This is a genomic window from Pseudarthrobacter ribosi, assembly GCF_055412865.1.
The window spans coordinates 1-15,445 of sequence record NZ_JBVAYZ010000017.1 but is presented as its reverse complement, the minus strand read 5'-3'; the positions used below and the strand labels follow the sequence as shown (position 1 = coordinate 15,445).

Annotated in this window: 13 protein-coding genes; 2 read left to right on the top strand and 11 right to left on the bottom strand. The window is 66.2% G+C overall.

What is annotated here, in order from left to right:
• Positions 1–46: 46 nt before the first annotated feature.
• The 7 genes from wecC to ACZYZ5_RS15275 form a co-directional block, all read right to left on the bottom strand.
• Positions 47–1,321 (bottom strand): UDP-N-acetyl-D-mannosamine dehydrogenase, encoded by a 1,275-nt coding sequence (gene wecC, locus ACZYZ5_RS15305; RefSeq protein ID WP_463902779.1) that lies wholly within the window; start codon positions 1,319–1,321, stop codon positions 47–49.
• Positions 1,308–3,215 (bottom strand): glycosyltransferase family protein, encoded by a 1,908-nt coding sequence (locus ACZYZ5_RS15300; protein WP_463902776.1) that lies wholly within the window; start codon positions 3,213–3,215, stop codon positions 1,308–1,310. The genes wecC and ACZYZ5_RS15300 overlap by 14 nt, the downstream gene beginning before the upstream one ends.
• On the bottom strand, positions 3,215–4,102 hold the full coding sequence (locus tag ACZYZ5_RS15295; protein ID WP_463902774.1) for an ABC transporter ATP-binding protein: 888 nt from the start codon (positions 4,100–4,102) through the stop codon (positions 3,215–3,217). Before ACZYZ5_RS15295 ends, ACZYZ5_RS15300 begins: the two co-directional genes overlap by 1 nt.
• Positions 4,089–4,976, bottom strand: a complete 888-nt coding sequence (locus tag ACZYZ5_RS15290) for an ABC transporter permease (RefSeq protein ID WP_463902773.1) — start codon at positions 4,974–4,976, stop codon at positions 4,089–4,091. The genes ACZYZ5_RS15295 and ACZYZ5_RS15290 overlap by 14 nt, the downstream gene beginning before the upstream one ends.
• The gene (locus ACZYZ5_RS15285; RefSeq protein WP_463902772.1) at positions 4,976–6,727 is read right to left on the bottom strand and encodes a glycosyltransferase family 4 protein; all 1,752 of its coding nucleotides are present in this window, start codon (positions 6,725–6,727) and stop codon (positions 4,976–4,978) included. The genes ACZYZ5_RS15290 and ACZYZ5_RS15285 overlap by 1 nt, the downstream gene beginning before the upstream one ends.
• Positions 6,724–7,926, bottom strand: a complete 1,203-nt coding sequence (locus tag ACZYZ5_RS15280; protein ID WP_463902878.1) for a glycosyltransferase family 4 protein — start codon at positions 7,924–7,926, stop codon at positions 6,724–6,726. Before ACZYZ5_RS15280 ends, ACZYZ5_RS15285 begins: the two co-directional genes overlap by 4 nt.
• Positions 7,927–7,994: 68 nt before the next feature.
• Entirely contained in the window at positions 7,995–8,534 is a 540-nt protein-coding gene (locus ACZYZ5_RS15275) for a flagellar biosynthesis protein FlhF (protein WP_463902769.1), read from the bottom strand.
• Between the two features lie 310 nt (positions 8,535–8,844).
• On the opposite strand from ACZYZ5_RS15275, the gene ACZYZ5_RS15270 reads away from it, so the two are divergent.
• Positions 8,845–9,348: a DUF3515 family protein gene (locus ACZYZ5_RS15270; protein ID WP_463902767.1), complete on the top strand. Its 504-nt coding sequence runs from the start codon at positions 8,845–8,847 to the stop codon at positions 9,346–9,348.
• Positions 9,349–9,352: 4 nt separating this feature from the next.
• Here ACZYZ5_RS15270 and ACZYZ5_RS15265 read toward each other — a convergent pair whose 3' ends face one another.
• The 4 genes from ACZYZ5_RS15265 to murA are packed head-to-tail and all read right to left on the bottom strand — an operon-like array spanning position 9,353 to position 13,680.
• Positions 9,353–10,483 (bottom strand): D-alanine--D-alanine ligase family protein, encoded by a 1,131-nt coding sequence (locus ACZYZ5_RS15265; RefSeq protein WP_463902876.1) that lies wholly within the window; start codon positions 10,481–10,483, stop codon positions 9,353–9,355.
• A gap of 17 nt (positions 10,484–10,500) precedes the next feature.
• Positions 10,501–11,553, bottom strand: coding sequence for an NAD(P)H-dependent glycerol-3-phosphate dehydrogenase (locus ACZYZ5_RS15260; RefSeq protein WP_463902765.1), 1,053 nt, complete (start codon positions 11,551–11,553; stop codon positions 10,501–10,503).
• On the bottom strand, positions 11,550–12,344 hold the full coding sequence (locus tag ACZYZ5_RS15255) for a lysophospholipid acyltransferase family protein (protein WP_463902764.1): 795 nt from the start codon (positions 12,342–12,344) through the stop codon (positions 11,550–11,552). The genes ACZYZ5_RS15260 and ACZYZ5_RS15255 overlap by 4 nt, the downstream gene beginning before the upstream one ends.
• Before the next feature lie 10 nt (positions 12,345–12,354).
• Entirely contained in the window at positions 12,355–13,680 is a 1,326-nt protein-coding gene (murA, locus tag ACZYZ5_RS15250) for a UDP-N-acetylglucosamine 1-carboxyvinyltransferase (protein WP_463902763.1), read from the bottom strand.
• Between the two features lie 435 nt (positions 13,681–14,115).
• Between murA and ACZYZ5_RS15245 the strand changes: the two genes are divergently transcribed.
• The coding region (locus tag ACZYZ5_RS15245; RefSeq protein ID WP_463902762.1) for a PIG-L family deacetylase at positions 14,116–15,445 on the top strand (1,330 nt) is incomplete at its 3' end.

Here is a 15,445-nt window from a genome sequence, read left to right as displayed (position 1 = left end):
CATTTTTCGTTTTGCCGACAAGCGCCTAACGCTTTCGGCGACTTCTTCAGCGCCAGAAACCGCGGGTGTCGATGACCTTCTTGCCCTCAAGGCTCGACGGCTCTATCTCACGGAACCTGTCGTGATCGACCAGCAGCACCACAACGTCGGCCGCCTCGATCGCCTTATCGGTTTCCACCAGCCGGACGTTGCCACACTCAGCCAACTCCTGCGGCAGCTGATTCTTGTGCGGCGCCGCGACAAGGATATCCGCATGTGGCTGCAACGTGGCCACTCGACGGACGATCTCCACCGCCGGCGACTCCCGGACATCGTCAATGTTTGCTTTGAAGGACAGGCCCAGGCAGGCAATCACCGGACGGCTGACGCCGCTGGCAGCTTTCCGGACCTGTTCCACGACGTGGCCGGGCTTGCGGTCATTGACTTCGCGGGCGGTACGGATCAGGACGGAATTATCCGGGTCAGCGGCCACAATGAACCAGGGGTCCACAGCGATACAGTGCCCGCCGACGCCGGGTCCGGGTTGGAGGATGTTGACCCTCGGATGATGATTTGCCAGACGGATGAGCTCCCACACGTCAATGTCCAGGTTGTCGCTGATGACCGATAGTTCGTTCGCAAACGCGATGTTCACATCGCGGTAGGCGTTCTCCACCAGTTTGGACATCTCGGCGGTCGCGGCGTCTGTGAGGTGGATTTCGCCCTGGCAGAACACTCCGTACAGCGCGGCCGCGGCCTCGGCGGCCTCCGCGGTGAGGCCACCGACCACACGGTCGTTCGTCACCAACTCGATCATGATCCGGCCCGGCAGTACCCGTTCGGGACAGTGCGCCACCAGAAGGGCAGCCTTGCCGTCCCGGCCGTCAAGGCTTAGGTCCGGGCGGATGCCCAGGATGAGTTCGGCGAGCCGGCGGGTGCTCCCGGGAGGTGATGTCGACTCCAGAATCACCAGCTCACCGCCGCTCAGCTGGGGCGCGATGGCACGGGCGGCGGCTGCGATGTAGGACATGTCCGCGGACTTGTCGGCATTGAACGGCGTCGGCACGGCAACGATGTAAGCATCCGCGCTCGGAGTTTCGAGTTGGGCTCGGAGCCTTCCCCGGCTGACCGCGCCCGCGACGTGGATGCCCAGGTCAGGTTCCACAAACGGCACGTGACCGTTGTTGACGGCGTCCACGGTGTCCTGGTTCAGATCGACCCCGATGACCTCCAGACCGTTGGTGGCCAGGATGGCTGCCGTGGGCAGACCGATGTAACCCAGGCCGACGACGGCGACCGTCCTGATGCTCGCCCCGGTCTCGGCAGTTCTAGATGTCAACATGTCCGTGCAGCTTTCCGTAGAATTTTATGTCGCCCGAAGCAAGCAGCTCGGCATCCTCGACCTGCCAAGTGTGTCCATCGCCGGTGCGCACCTGGAAGTAATTGAACCGGTCCGACGAATAGATGACCTTACCTGCGGCATGGACGGCGCGGAGAAATGCGGTGTCCTCTCCCACCGTGACGGGCTGGAACGGATGGTCCGTGAAGACGTCCCGGCGGGCCATGATGGTCGGTCCCATCACGAAGTCCGTGAACCGGTGCTCCCTGGCTGCGAACCTCAGGATGGCCGCGTTGGACCGCTCAAGGTGCATGTAGTGCGCCTGCTTGCCCACTACGTCCGCACCCGAGTACGACAACGCATGCAGCTGGTCACTCAGGTAGTGCGGGCCGTAATGGTCGTCGTCGTCCATCTTGGTGAGGACCTGGCCAGCGGACGCGGCGACGCATCTGTTCAGGCACTCCCCCAGCGAAACCTCCCGCGACGCCTCCAGGAGCACAACGTTCCGGAGCCCGGACTGGTCGGAAAGCTCCGCCAGCCGTTCGGTGGAGAGTCGGAAGCCGTGCGTGAGCAGCACCAGTTCCGGTTCCACGCCGCGTTGTCCTGCAAGGGTTCGGAAAACACTCTCAAGGTTCTGCGGCCTGATGGTTGGCAACAGCACCGAAAGCGACGGCCGGCCCACACCGGCCTTCAGCCGCGGGAGTGCGTGCTGCAGGACGGTGTCCGCCCGGTGGGCGTACGTGTGGCCCGCCCAGATGGTGCGCTGGGCCAGGTGCGCGGTGCGGTCGTTCAACTCGGGGTTGGAGACCAGCGCGCGGGTGAGGTGTTCGGCGTCCTTGCGGGTGGCGGCAACGGGCACCGCCGCGGGGGTGAAGAACTGCGCCATGGCCAGGCTGGGCGCGGTCACGACAGGCGTGCCGGATGCCGTGATCTCAAAGATCCGCCGGGCGCACATGCTGGGCGAGTCGACGACCGAATTGACGTTGAGGAAAACCTTGTACGCCTTGTACGCGGACAGCGTCTGCGGGTAGCTCAGCGAACCGACAACGCGTGAGTCCAGCGGTGCCGGGAACTGGTACTCGGCGTTGCCGCCGAGCTGGCGCGAAAAGATCTCCAGGCCAGTTCGCATCCTGGCGGACGCGTCCAGCGCACCGCCGAGGAGGAAGTCCATCTGGGCCCTGCGCTCAGGATACTTATGGGCAAAGTACATCCCTGCGAAGGCAACATCCCTGCTGTGCCGGCCGTGTCCCGGCCTGACCGGGTTATGGATGGCGGGCTGGGCTGCGAACGGAAGGGAACTGACCCGCTCATGGCCCAGATCCATCCGGTACTGCGGAATGCGGCCCGAATCGGAGGTGAAAACCTGATCGAAGAGCCGGGCGGCGGGGAGGAAGTCATCATAGTGGGGCGGGTCTTCCTTGTTCCAGAAGACGGTGGTGATGCCTTGCTCCCGGCACCAGCCGACGAGTTCGCGGAACTCGGCACTCGGACCGTTCGGGCCGGCCAGTTTCCCGCGCCACAGTCCGCCATTTCCCGCCCACGCCGATTCCACGAACAACAGGTCGACGGCACCGGCTGCCAGGTCAGCGCGCCAGGTGTGCGGATGGACCGGGAGGGTGGACCACTCGTAGCCGAAGGCCAGCGCGGAAAAATCATCCAGGATGACGGCTGCACGCACATCCGGCCGGGATGGCTGCTGTTGCGGCAGGATCGCCGGCAGGAGCGAGAGCCGCCGCTTGTGTCCGCGGCCGGTCCAGGCCGCTTCGACGCCCTGGACGTTGCGCGGCGCGGCAAAGCCCTGTTCAATCCGCTGGCGGGACCGCCAGGACTTGAACTGCGCCGGCCCTCCCCTCCGCAGATGCCACAGCCCTGTCCGGACCTCCCGGAGACCAGCCATCAACCCCGGCTCCGGCGTGAGGACCGCCCGCGGACCTCGGTGGCCACGAGATTCGCCTTGGCTTCGTCGAGGATCCTGGTGGCCGAAATGTTGTTGCCTTTGGAGAGGTGGCGGGTGAACTCCTGGTAGGCCTTGATGGCTGCCTCAGGCTCACCGTCCATGATCAGGTCGCCCTTGTCGAGCCAGATCGCCCGGGTGCACATGTCCTTGATAGTGTCCAGGCTGTGGCTGACCAGGAATACGCAGCCCGCCTGTTCACGGAGCTCATCCATCCGCAGCTTGCTGCGGTCCGCGAACTGGGCATCACCGGTGTTGAGTGCCTCATCCACCAGGAGGATCTCCGGGTCCACGCTCGCTGCGATGGCAAAGCGGAGGCGGGATGCCATGCCTGAGGAGTAGGACTTCATCGGCAGGTGGATGGACTTCTCGAGTCCGGACAGTTCAACGATGCTGTTGAACTTCTCGTCCACCTCGGCCCGGCTCATGCCCATGGCGAGACACCCGAGGATCACGTTCTGGTCGCCGGAAAGGTCCTGCACGAGAGCAGCATTCACGCCGAGCATGATGGGGGTGCTGGAGGCGAATACGGCACCCTTGGACGGCTTGGACTGGCCGCTGATGATCTTCATCAGCGTGCTCTTGCCCGAGCCGTTCCGGCCGATAATGCCCACCGACTCGCCGCGCTCGACGACGAGCGACAGCCTGTTCAGGGCGTGCACGGTCACCATGTTGGGTTTGCGGACGGCGCGGCGGAAGAGGCGCGGTGCGGCCTCTTCGGTGTCGGCGTCAGAAGCCGCGCTGGAGGTCACGCGGTAACGCATCTCAACGCTATCCACCACCACGCAGGGGTGGCCCTCGATGTAGAGCTCCTGGTCATCCGCGTCCATAGGATTCCTCCCCCTTCCAGAAGTAGACGAGGCCCACGCCGAGCGCCCCGAGGGCCCAGGCAGCGAGAATGGCCCACGACTGCCACTGGGGAACCCTGGCGTAGAGGACACAGTCCCGGACGATGTCGATCACGTTGAACAAGGGATTGAGTTTGATGACGGCCAGGATTTCGGGATGTGTGACGAACCGGTCGTAGGAAAAGAAGATGGCGGAACCGTACATCCAGGCCCGGAGCGCGAAAGGCAGCAGGTGCGTGACGTCGTGGACCCGGGAGATGATCCTGGCCAGGATGAGTCCCACCCCGAGGTTGAAGAGCGCCTGCAGCATGATGGCCGGTACCACAAGAATCCAGAGCCAGGTGATTTCCTCCGCGGGAGGCAGCACCACCACTATTAGCAGCATGGCCAGGATGAGGGGAACCGCCCTGAGCAGCTCCCGCACGTTGGCGCCGATGGGAAGCGCTGCCCGCGGGAAGTTGAAGGCCTGGACCACGGATTTGTTATTCCGGATCGAGCGCGCGCCGGACGTGATGGCACCGGAGCTGTACTGGAACACAAAGATGCCCACCACCAGGTACCCCACGAAGTTCTCGATCCCGCGGCTGGTGTTCAGCAGCAGCCCGAAGATCAGGAAGTAGGTCAGGCCATTGAAGACGGGGTTCAGCAGCAGCCAGGCGCTGCCCAGTCGGTCACGGCGCGTCCCGCTTTGAATGCGGGCACGGGCGTCGTAGAACATGAACTGCCGGAAGTCCCAGAGCCGGACGAGATAATCCAGGAACGATGGCCGCGAACCGACTCGCGTCAGCCGCCGCATGTCCACGGAGAGCGGCTGTACGGCCACCGTCTCCGGGTCTATTGCACTATCTGCGGACACTATTCGTTCTCCTCATGGTCATGGTGCAGCCCAGCGTAGCGGGTGGTCAGGGCCTCGGCGTTGGCCGCCCAGGTCCTCTCGGCCAGCACCGCTGCACGGCCTGCCTGCCCCAACGCCGCCCTGTAGCGAGCGTCGGAGAGCAGCGTGGAGATCGCCTGGGCAAGCTCACGGGGGTTCTCGGCGGGGGCAAGTATCCCGTTACCGCCGTCGTCTATTATCTCCCGAAGTGCGGGCAGGTCGCTCCCGACCACTGGCCGGGCACTCGCCAGGGCCTCGACGGGCTTAAGCGGAGTCACCGCCCGGGTCACGTCCAGGTCCTTGCGCGGTACCACAAAGACGTCGAGAGCCTGGTGGTAGAGCGGGGCCAGATCCCGCGGCACCCGCCCCGTAAATATTGCCCGGTCGGACAGTCCCAGGGCTCTGATCTGATCCTCCAGGGCGGGTCTGGAAACGCCGTCACCGACGATCAGCAGGCGCAGCTGCGGGTATTCCGTCGCTAGGAGCGCGAAGGCCCTCACGAGATCATCCAGGCCTTCATAGGCCACAAGACTGCTGACGGTGCCGATGAAGAGTCCGTCCTCCGGCAGTCCCAGCTCGCGGCGTGCGCCGGCCGGATCCAGCGGCGGCTCGAGGAAGGCCCCGCCCACCGCGTTGGGGGCGATGAGCACCTTCTCCCCGGGGATGCCCGCCGCGACGATGTTGGCTTTCATGGCCTGGCCCAGCGTCACTACGAGGTCGGCGTCGCGCATGACGGCGCTTTCCCGTTCCCGGAAGAGCCGGTACTTTTCGCTGGACCGGGCGTTAGGTCCGCGCGTGGCGGCCCACGTGTCAGCCAGCTGTCCGCGGACCTCGTACACCCAGGGAATCCCCAGGGCCTCAGCCACCGCCCGGACCACCAGGCCGTTAACGAAGTGGGTGGTCGTGTGGAGGATGCCGGGCTTGAACTCCAGCGCCACTTTCAGCAGTTCCTCGGCCTGTTGCTGTAACCGCGCGTCCATGGTCGGCGCCAGCCGCGCCGGGAGCAGACGGCGGTATTCGACTCCGTCCACGACATCCCTGGCCTGGGCCAGGAGCTTCCCTACCTGCACGGGGTAGGCCAGCCGTGTGACGGCCAGTACGTCCCAGCCTGCCTCCTGCTGCGCCGCCATGACCGAGTGGGACCGCTGGGCGTAGCCGCTGGCGGTGTGGGGCAGGGAATTTGTCAGCAAATGCAGCACCCGGCCGGGTACGGGGGTGAACGCCTGCCGGCGCAATGAGGGCCCGGCGCCGGTGTACACGGCTGCCTCGCCGGCCAGCCGAGCCTGCTGCTGCCGTCCCGCGCGGTTGGACCCCTCGAGGACGGCGACGGCGCCACTGAGGTCCCCGGCATACCAGAGCCTGCGTGCCTGCGCAGACTTGCGGCCGGGCGCACTGCCTGCACCGGCCAGCAGGAGGTCCGAGAGCTCCGGCTGATTGGCCACGAGCGCGATGTCCGCCAGCTTCCGGGCCTTTTCACCGGAGACGTTGCGGTCCGCGGCGATCCTCAGCCGTCGTGAGACGTCGTCGGTGTCGCCGCGTGCTAGGGACGCGAGCAACACGGGTACGGCGGCGGAACCCCTGGGTGCCGCTGCGCAGGTGAGCCGGGCCAGGGGGCGGACCACCGAGGACGGGACGCGCCGCGATACCTGCAGGAAAAGCAGCATCGGATCGTCTGCGAGGTGCTGTCCTGCAGTGTGCGCGGCGAGCCGCGTGTTTCTTAGGGCCTGGATCATCGGGGGTCTACGGATGCCTTGCCCAGGAGTTCAGAGATGATGTCCACATACCGGCTGGCCAACAGCCCATACTCGGCATGGGTTTTGACCCACTGCCGGCTGTCACCGTTGCGGACGAGTCGCCCCCGGTCGGCGGCCAGCGCTCGCCACAGGGCCGCCAGGGCCTCCGGGTCGCTGGCCACGATATCGCCGGCTTCCGCGTCGGCAATGACGCGGGCCGCCTCGCCGCGCACCATTGCTGTCACGTGGCGGCCTACGGCCAGGACCTCATAGGTCTTGGACGGAACGGTGGTTTCGAAGGATTTCCAGTCGTCGCGGAGGGAAACGAGGCAGGTGTCCGCTGAGGCGTACCGCTTCATCATGGCCTCCCCGTGAAGCGGCGCGTGGAACGTCACCGGCGCTTTCAACTCCCGGGCGAGCTTTTCAAGGGCCCGGCGCCGCGTTCCGTGCCCCACCATGTGCAGGTGCATCGAATCGCCCACCAAGGCGCTGGCCCGGATAGCAACCTCCAGCCGCTGGCTCTCGCCGTGGTTCCCGAGGTAAAGGGCCTCAAATACGGGCCGTTCCAGGTCCGGTGCATCGAGGACCGGGATGGCGTCCAAATGCAGTCCGTTGCTGATGGTGTCCACCCTGCGGACTCCGCGTGAACGAAGGGTTTCGGCGAAACCCTCGGTCACGGTGACCACGAGGTCTGCCCGGTGCTGGACGAAATCAACGACGTGCTCCACGACGCTCTTGACGCTTCCCTGGACGAGGCGGGCATCGCGGGCAAGGTCAGGCCACGCATCCCGCATTTCGACTATCAGCGGTACGCCACGCAACTTCGCGAGCGCGTATCCGGCAAGCAGGGACGGCAATGCTGGTGCGGTGACAATGACGACGTCGGGCTTGCGCAGAAGCAGGCCCGCGGGCACGGAGAGCGCCGCCGAAAAGCACTGGTCCACCAGGCGCGCGACGCGGGAGTTGCCGTGGCGCAGATACGGGACGCGGAGGATCTTCTCGGTGAATTGTCCGTCCTGCAGCACGAAGGGCCTGCCTGCCAACCGCCGGGGCAGCGCCCGGCGACCGAAGGGGTAGTGCGCTACGGGCGCCACAACGTCGACGTCCCAGCCTAAGCGGGAAAATTCCTTGATCATGGCCGTCCACCGGCGCTGGGGCGGACTGTGCTCCGGCCAGTAAGAGTGCGTCAGCAGCGTCATGCGGACCGGGGAGGTTGTCGCTTCAGGGCGGGCAGAGTCCAGCCCGGCATGTTTTCGCATCCGGATGCTTACTCTCCGGCCTTGGAGGCGAAGCTGTCGCTTTTCCCGCTGAGGAACCTGTTGTACGCGAACCCGGCGGCGAGCAGAATCAACACCGTGACCACCTGGACCGCCAGTGGGCTGCCGGTGGCGACGGCGACGGCGGCCTGGATCTGTGCCTGCATGACGGCTGGAGGTTCGGCCGGTGGGGCAGCGGCCGCGGGTGCCGTCGACTGGCTGGGTTCGGGAGTGGGCGACGGCGTCTCCGTCGCCTCGACTGAAGTCTTGACGGGTTCCGCGATCCCCGGTGCGGCGGGCTGGGTGATCCGGGGAGCCTGCCGCGGAGCGACCAGATAGCCCGGCGCCGGGGCTGTAGCCGGGGCGGGCGTCTCTGCGGCCGGCGGCGAGGGAACGACCGGCGACTCAGCGACTGCCGGCGGCTGCTCTACGACGGGGTCGGAGGGCTGCACGACGGGATCTGCCGGCTCGGAGGGGTCCGCTGGCGGCACGATCTCCGGGGGCGCCGGAGTAGGCAGGACAATTTCCGGTACCGGAACGGGTGAAGGCAAATCTGCAGCCTGCGCGGAAGGGAGCGGCGCCGACAGGGCCCAGGCGACCAGCAGTGCTGACAGTCCGGTGCGTACAATGTCGAATTTCAGGCTGCGCGACGTGATGGCCGTCCCTCCCCCAGATACATGAGCTAATCGATGGTGCGTGGTTCTGGCCAAAAAGGACGTCATTGCCGGCAGCGCCCCAGAGTTGCACGATTTTTCCAGTCTACTCGACGCCGACTTGGGCCGTTCATCTCAGGTTCATCCGGCGTGCTCACGAGCGACCCGCCGTGCGGCGACGCGCGGCAGGCCGGGATAGGCTTAAACAATGCATCAGCTCCGTTTCCCGGCCTCCGCACGTCCGCTCCGCCTTCTGGCCGTGGCGGCGGCCGCAGGGTTCGTGCTGAGCGCCTGCGCTCCGGTTGTCGACGTCGCGCCCGCCAAAGACGCGGCGAACGCCGCCTGCGCCCCCATGATGGTGGCGCTGCCGGACGCGATCGGCGAGGCCAAGCTGCGGAAGACCAACAGCCAGGCCACCGCAGCGTGGGGCGACCCGTCCCTGGTCATCCTGCGCTGTGGGGTGAATGTTCCGGGGCCGACGACCGACCGCTGCGTCAGCGTGAACGGCGTTGACTGGGTCATCAAGGAGGGCGACCCGGTGTGGACTCTGACCACGTTCGGCCGCGAACCGGCCACGGAGATCCTGATGGACCCGGACAGGATCAGTTCCGCCACCGTGCTCGCAGACCTGGCCGCAGCCGCTGCGAAGGTACCGGCGGCGCGGAACTGCGTGGGTCAGGCAGACCTGCAGAACCTGCCGCCGAGCCAGTAGGGCCCTAGCGCAGGCCGGTCTTGCGGTGCAGGGCCAGGTAGATCAGTTCGTCGATCAGCTCCGCGTAGCCCAGTCCGGAGGCCTTCCACATCTGCGGGTACATGCTCTTGGGCGTGAACCCGGGCATGGTGTTGATCTCGTTAATGATGAGCTCACCCTCGGGGGTGTAGAAGAAATCGACCCGGCTCAGGCCCTCGGCCCCGACAGCGTCGAAGGCGACGGCGGCCAGCTCGCGGACCCGGGCGATGGCTTCGTGCGGGAGATCGGCGGGGCAGCTGAGGGCCGCGGCGTCGTCAACGTACTTGGCGTCGAAGTCGTAGAACTCGTGCCCGCCTCCTGCCACGGAAATCTCTCCTGGCATGGACGTCCGGGGAGCGTTGGTTCCCCGGCCTTCCAGAACGGCGCATTCGATTTCGCGGCCGACGATGCCCGCCTCGATGACGAGTTTAGGATCGTGTTCGCGGGCTGCCTCAATCGCGGCGTCCAGGCCTTCGAGCGAGTCCACCTTGGAAATGCCCATGGACGAACCCGCCCGCGCGGGCTTGACGAAGACCGGAAAGCCGAGCTGGTCCACGCGCTTGCGGACGGTCTCGGGGTCGTTGCGCCACTGCCGGTCCGTCACGGCAATGTACGGGCCCACGCGGAGCCCGGCGGATTCAAACACCACCTTCATGAAGTGCTTGTCCATGCCCACGGCCGACGCCAGCACACCGGCGCCCACATATCGGGTGTCGGAAAGTTCCAGGAAGCCCTGGACGGTGCCGTCCTCGCCGAACGGACCGTGCAGCAGCGGGAACACCACGTCCACGGCGCCCAGTTCCTGCGGGACCTCGTTCGGGGAGGCCACGATCAGCTGGTGTTCACCGCCGATTTCGGTGAGCGCGACGGTCCGCGCCGAGGACGCGACCTCGGGCAGGGATGAGGCCGAGAGCGACCAGTCATGGGTGTCCCCGGAGGCCAGCACCCACTGGCCGGTTTTGGCGATCCCGATCGGGATGACCTCGTACTTCGTCTGGTCGATGGCGCCGAGGACCCCGGCGGCCGTCACGCAGCTCACCGCGTGTTCGCTGGAGCGTCCGCCGAACAGCACCGCCACCCGGGGCCGTGCCTGGGCGGATCGTCCCGTTGTGCTCATGTTTTCTTCAGACACGCTCAGTAATCGCCTTCAGGTTTCAGGTCCCGGGACAGCAGGAGCGGCCCCAGTTGGTCGACGGACAGTTTTCCTGCCAGCACGGCTACGACCGCCGCGGTGATGGGCATCTCAACGCCGAGCTTGCCAGCCAGCTCCTGGACGGCCTGGGCGGATTTGATGCCCTCAGCCGTCTGCGTCATTTCGGCCGCGACCTCGTCCAGGGTCAACCCTTTGCCCAGCAGGCGTCCGGCCGTGTGGTTCCGGGACAGCGGCGAGGAACAGGTCGCCACGAGGTCGCCGAGGCCGGCGAGGCCGGCCATCGTCTGCGCCTCGCCGCCCAGGGCGAGCGACAGCCGGGAGGTCTCCGCGAGGCCGCGGGTGATAACCGAGGCCTTGGTGTTGTCACCCATCTGCTTGCCTTCGCAAATGCCGACGGCCAGGGCAATGATGTTCTTGACGATGCCGCCGATTTCGACGCCGACGACGTCGCCTGTGGTGTACGGGCGGAAGTACGGGGCGGTGCAGCTGCGGGCGATCCAGCCGGCCGCAATCGGATCGGAGCAGGCCACGACGGAGGCGGTGGGTTCCTCCCGGGCGATCTCCATGGCCAGGTTGGGTCCCGACACCACTGCGATCCGGTTTTCGGGAATGCCGAGCTCCTCGGAGATCACCTCGCTCATCCGGGCATCGGAATGCAGCTCGAGTCCCTTCATGAGGGAAACCACCAGGGCGCCGGGTGCCAGCAGGTTCTTCCACTGGCGCAGTTGCGGCCGCAGAGTCTGGGCCGGAACGGCCAGGACCACCAGCTCAGCGCCGGCGAGGACCTCGGCGACATCGGTTGAAGCGGTGATGCTGGGCGGAAGGGCAATATCTTTGAGGTATTGCTCGTTCCGGTGCTTGAGGTTGATCTGGTCGACTACTTCACCGCGGCGGCCCCAGATCCGGATGTCGCGTTCGACGCCGGAGGCAGTGGCCGCGTCGGCGAGCACCTTCGCAAAAGTGGTCCCCCAGGATCCGGCGCCGAGTACAGCAACTCTCGTGGCCGACAGTCCCCGCGTTTGATCGAATGTCATTCGTCGCTATCCCCAAGTTTCTCTTCTGGTTTTGCAGGACCGCCAGTTTTTCCGCCTTGCTCAATAAAGCGGCCGTGGGTGGACTGATTATGGGCCGCAGGGTCCCAGCGGACCAGCGGAGGCTGTCCGCCGCGGAGGGTGGCAAGGAGTTCCGTGATGGCCGCCATGATCACGTTGGTGGCCTCGGCGAGGGTCGCCTTGTCCAACGGACGCCCGGCGAAGGCACTGAGGTCCACCGGATCGCCCACCACCAGGCGAGAGGTTTTCCGCGGAAAGAGGTAGAGCCGCTTGGCATAGCGCGGCAGGACCTCGTGCGCACCCCAATGAGCCATCGGCACCACGGGGATTCCGCTTTGAAGCGCCATCCGCGCGGCACCGGTGTGGCCCTTCATCGGCCACAGCTCGGGGTCCCTGGTGAGCGTGCCCTCAGGGTAGATGATGATGGCTCCGCCCTCATCCACCACTTCCTTGGCGATCTGCAGCGAGCGGTTTGCGCCCGCCGTCGAGCGTTCGACCGGGATCTGTTTGGTGGCGCGCAGCACGAATCCCAGCACGGGCACCTTGAAGAGTCCGGCCTTGGCCAGGAAGCGCGGCATCCGCTGCTGGTTGTAGAGCAGGTGTGCCACCACCAGAGGATCAATTTCGGTGCAGTGATTGGGTGCTGCGATGAAGCCGCCGGCGGGCAGCTTCTCCAGGCCGATCCATTCCTTCCGCATCAGAAGGTTCATGACCGGACGGACAATCCCGGCCACGACAACAAAAGTGATGTGGCTCTTGGCCGATTCCTTCACGTGGTACCCGCTACTCGGCCGGAGTGATGTCGAAATCGGCGCCCAGGCCCGCGAGCTTCTCCGTGAAGCGCTCGTAGCCGCGATTGATGATGTCGATGCCGGTGACCCGGGAGGTGCCGTTGGCAGCCAGAGCCGCGATCAGGTGGCTGAATCCCCCGCGAAGATCGGGCACGTCGATGTCGGTGCCGGTCAGCTGGGAGGGCCCGGAAATCACGGCGGAATGCAGGAAGTTGCGCTGGCCGAACCGGCACGGCACACTGCCGAGGCATTCACGGTGGACCTGGATGTTGGCGCCCATCCGGATTAGCGCTTCGGTGAAGCCGAAGCGGTTCTCGTACACGGTTTCGTGGACGATCGACACGCCCTCGGCCTGCGTCAGGGCCACGATGAGCGGCTGCTGCCAGTCCGTCATGAAGCCTGGGTGCACGTCCGTTTCGAGGACCAGCGGGTTGAGCTTGCCGCCCTTGTGGTAGAAGCGGATGCCGTCCTCGCCGATGTCCATCCCGCCGCCGACCTTGCGGTAGGTGTTGAGGAAGGTCATCATGTCGCGCTGGGTGGCGCCCTCGACGAAGATGTCGCCGCGCGTCACCAGCGCCGCGGACGCCCACGATGCCGACTCGTTGCGGTCCGAGAGGGCTCGGTGGTTGTAGCCGCCGAGGTCCGGAACACCCTCGATCCGGATGGTGCGGTCCGTCTGGACACTGATGATCGCACCCATTTTCTGCAGCACAGCGATCAGGTCGACGATCTCCGGCTCCGTGGCCGCACCGGAGAGCTCGGTGATGCCTTCGGCCCTCGTGGCACTCAGCAGCACCTGCTCGGTGGCGCCGACGGAGGGGTACGGCAGCGAGATCTTGGCGCCCTTAAGGCCGCCGGGCGCGGAGATGTGGATGCCGCCGGGACGCTTCTCCACCACGGCACCGAACTGCCGCAGCACGTTCAGGTGGTAGTCGATCGGGCGGTCACCGATCTTGCAGCCGCCCAGGTCCGGGATGAAGGCCTCGCCGATCGCGTGGATCAAGGGACCGCACAGCAGGATCGGGATCCGGGAATCGCCGGCGTGCGCGTCGATCGCCGTATGGGACGCCGTCTTCGCGTTGGTCGGGTCGAGCGTCAGATCCCCGGTGATGGGGTCCTTCTCCACCGTGACGCCGTGAAGCTGAAGCAGGCTGGTGACAACCTCGACGTCCTTGATTTCGGGGACGTTGCGCAGCACGGATGGCTCGTTGCCCAGCAGGGCGGCCACCATGGCCTTCGGGACCAGATTTTTGGCCCCCCGCACGGTGACGCGGCCAGTCAGCGGGACGCCTCCGCGGATTGTCAGAACACTACTCATATAACGGTTTCCTCACGACTACTCGCCCCCAAATCCTTACAAAGGCTCCAGCTAAGCATAGGAGCTTGCGTTACCGATCTGAAATACAGGGCGCGGCGGGTCGCTGCCGCCGCCGGCGGGACCGCCGGCAAATGAAAGCAACGCCCGTTCGACGCTACGTGCTTTCCCTTGTCCCCGGGGCCAAGTAGCGGGCGCCAAAAGACGGGTGCCGTGACGGCCTATTCGGGTAGCTTCCCTCGTGGTGTGAGGTGCCACACGGCCACCATCCTCGACAGTAAGGGCTCGTGTGAGAGCTGGCGGCAACGGGCAGCGCGGTTGTCACCAGGAGCAATTGCTTGATGACCAGTGAGGGTGAGTCAAATGCCGTTTCCCCGGCCTCGCAGAGGGTCCCTGGTTCTGCTGGCGGTAGCGCTAGTCGCGGCGCTCACCGGGAGCATGGCGACCGCACCCCACGCCCCGGCGGCTCCCGGGTGTCCGGCCGGAACGGCGATGAACATCGTCGCCCACCAGGATGACGACCTGATATTCCAGAGCCCTTGGCTCCTCTCGGCCATCCGCGACGGGTTGTGCGTGCGCACGGTCTATCTCACGGCCGGCGACGCCAATGACGACGCGGACTACTGGAGCGCGCGCGAGGACGGGGTGAAGGCCGCCTATGCCCACCTCGCCGGGACCGGCAACTCCTGGTCAATTTCGGATGCCGGTATCGCCGGGCACCCGATTCCGGTGGCCACCCTGGACGGGGCAACACAACTCTCGCTGGCCTTCATCCGGCTGCCGGACGGGCACCGCGATGGAAGGGGCGGTTCCAACTACGGCTATGAGAGTCTGCAGAAGCTCTACAGCGGCGCGATCAGCACAATCACCGCGGTCAACCGCTCCTCCTCGTACACCCTCCCGGAGCTCCGGAGCACCCTGCTGGCGTTGATGAACAGCTATCGGCCGGACCAGATTGCCACGCTGGACTTCGCTGGCAGCTACGGTGACGGAGACCACAGCGACCACCACACCGTCGCCTACCTCGTGCTCGGCGCCCAGCAGCTCTACACCGTGCCCCACACGATCACCGGCTACCAGGGCTACCTAACCTCCCAGCGCCCGTCCAATGTGGCCGATCCCGATCTGACGGCCAAGACCGATGCCTTCCTGGCCTACGCCCAGCATGATTCCAAGACCTGCACCACAGCCCTTGAATGTTCCGACAACTCGGTCGGCAAATGGCTGTCCCGGTCCTACACCGTCGCGCCGCCCGCAGCGGCGCCCGCAGCCGGCCCGGACCCCGCCAACGTTGCAGCCTCGGCGGCGGTCACCGCCAGTTCCCAGAACACGACGTCGGGCCAGACCGCCGCGAAGGCCGTCGACGGGGTGATCGCCGGTCACCCGGTCGACGCCACCCGGGAATGGGCCACCGTCGGCGGCCGGGCCGGAAGCTACCTCAACCTCACCTTCCCCGCCGCCGTCACCCTCAACAGGGTCGTGCTCTATGACCGGCCCAACAGCAACGACCAGGTCACCGGGGCAACCCTGACCTTCTCCGACGGAACCACCGTCCCGGTCCCTGCCCTGGACAACGCCGGCCTAGCGACCAGCGTCAGCTTCCCCGACCGCGCCACCACCAGCCTGCGGCTGACCGTCACCACCGTCAGCGGCACCACCAGAAACGTCGGACTCGCCGAACTCCAGGCCTACCCCGGCACGGCGGCCCCCGCGCCAGCCCCAGTCCCCACCGCCAGCAACGTCGCGGCCACGGCGTCGGTCACCGCCA

Excerpts from the sequence above, each read along its gene's own strand:
- ACZYZ5_RS15270 (WP_463902767.1), top strand. The coding sequence starts at position 8,845 with ATGCATCAGCTCCGTTTCCCGGCCTCCGCACGTCCGCTCCGCCTTCTG.
- ACZYZ5_RS15295 (WP_463902774.1), bottom strand. The coding sequence starts at position 4,102 with ATGGACGCGGATGACCAGGAGCTCTACATCGAGGGCCACCCCTGCGTG.
- ACZYZ5_RS15280 (WP_463902878.1), bottom strand. The coding sequence starts at position 7,926 with ATGACGCTGCTGACGCACTCTTACTGGCCGGAGCACAGTCCGCCCCAG.
- wecC (WP_463902779.1), bottom strand. The coding sequence starts at position 1,321 with ATGTTGACATCTAGAACTGCCGAGACCGGGGCGAGCATCAGGACGGTC.
- ACZYZ5_RS15300 (WP_463902776.1), bottom strand. The coding sequence starts at position 3,215 with ATGGCTGGTCTCCGGGAGGTCCGGACAGGGCTGTGGCATCTGCGGAGG.
- ACZYZ5_RS15260 (WP_463902765.1), bottom strand. The coding sequence starts at position 11,553 with ATGACATTCGATCAAACGCGGGGACTGTCGGCCACGAGAGTTGCTGTA.
- murA (WP_463902763.1), bottom strand. The coding sequence starts at position 13,680 with ATGAGTAGTGTTCTGACAATCCGCGGAGGCGTCCCGCTGACTGGCCGC.
- ACZYZ5_RS15285 (WP_463902772.1), bottom strand. The coding sequence starts at position 6,727 with ATGATCCAGGCCCTAAGAAACACGCGGCTCGCCGCGCACACTGCAGGA.
- ACZYZ5_RS15265 (WP_463902876.1), bottom strand. The coding sequence starts at position 10,483 with ATGAGCACAACGGGACGATCCGCCCAGGCACGGCCCCGGGTGGCGGTG.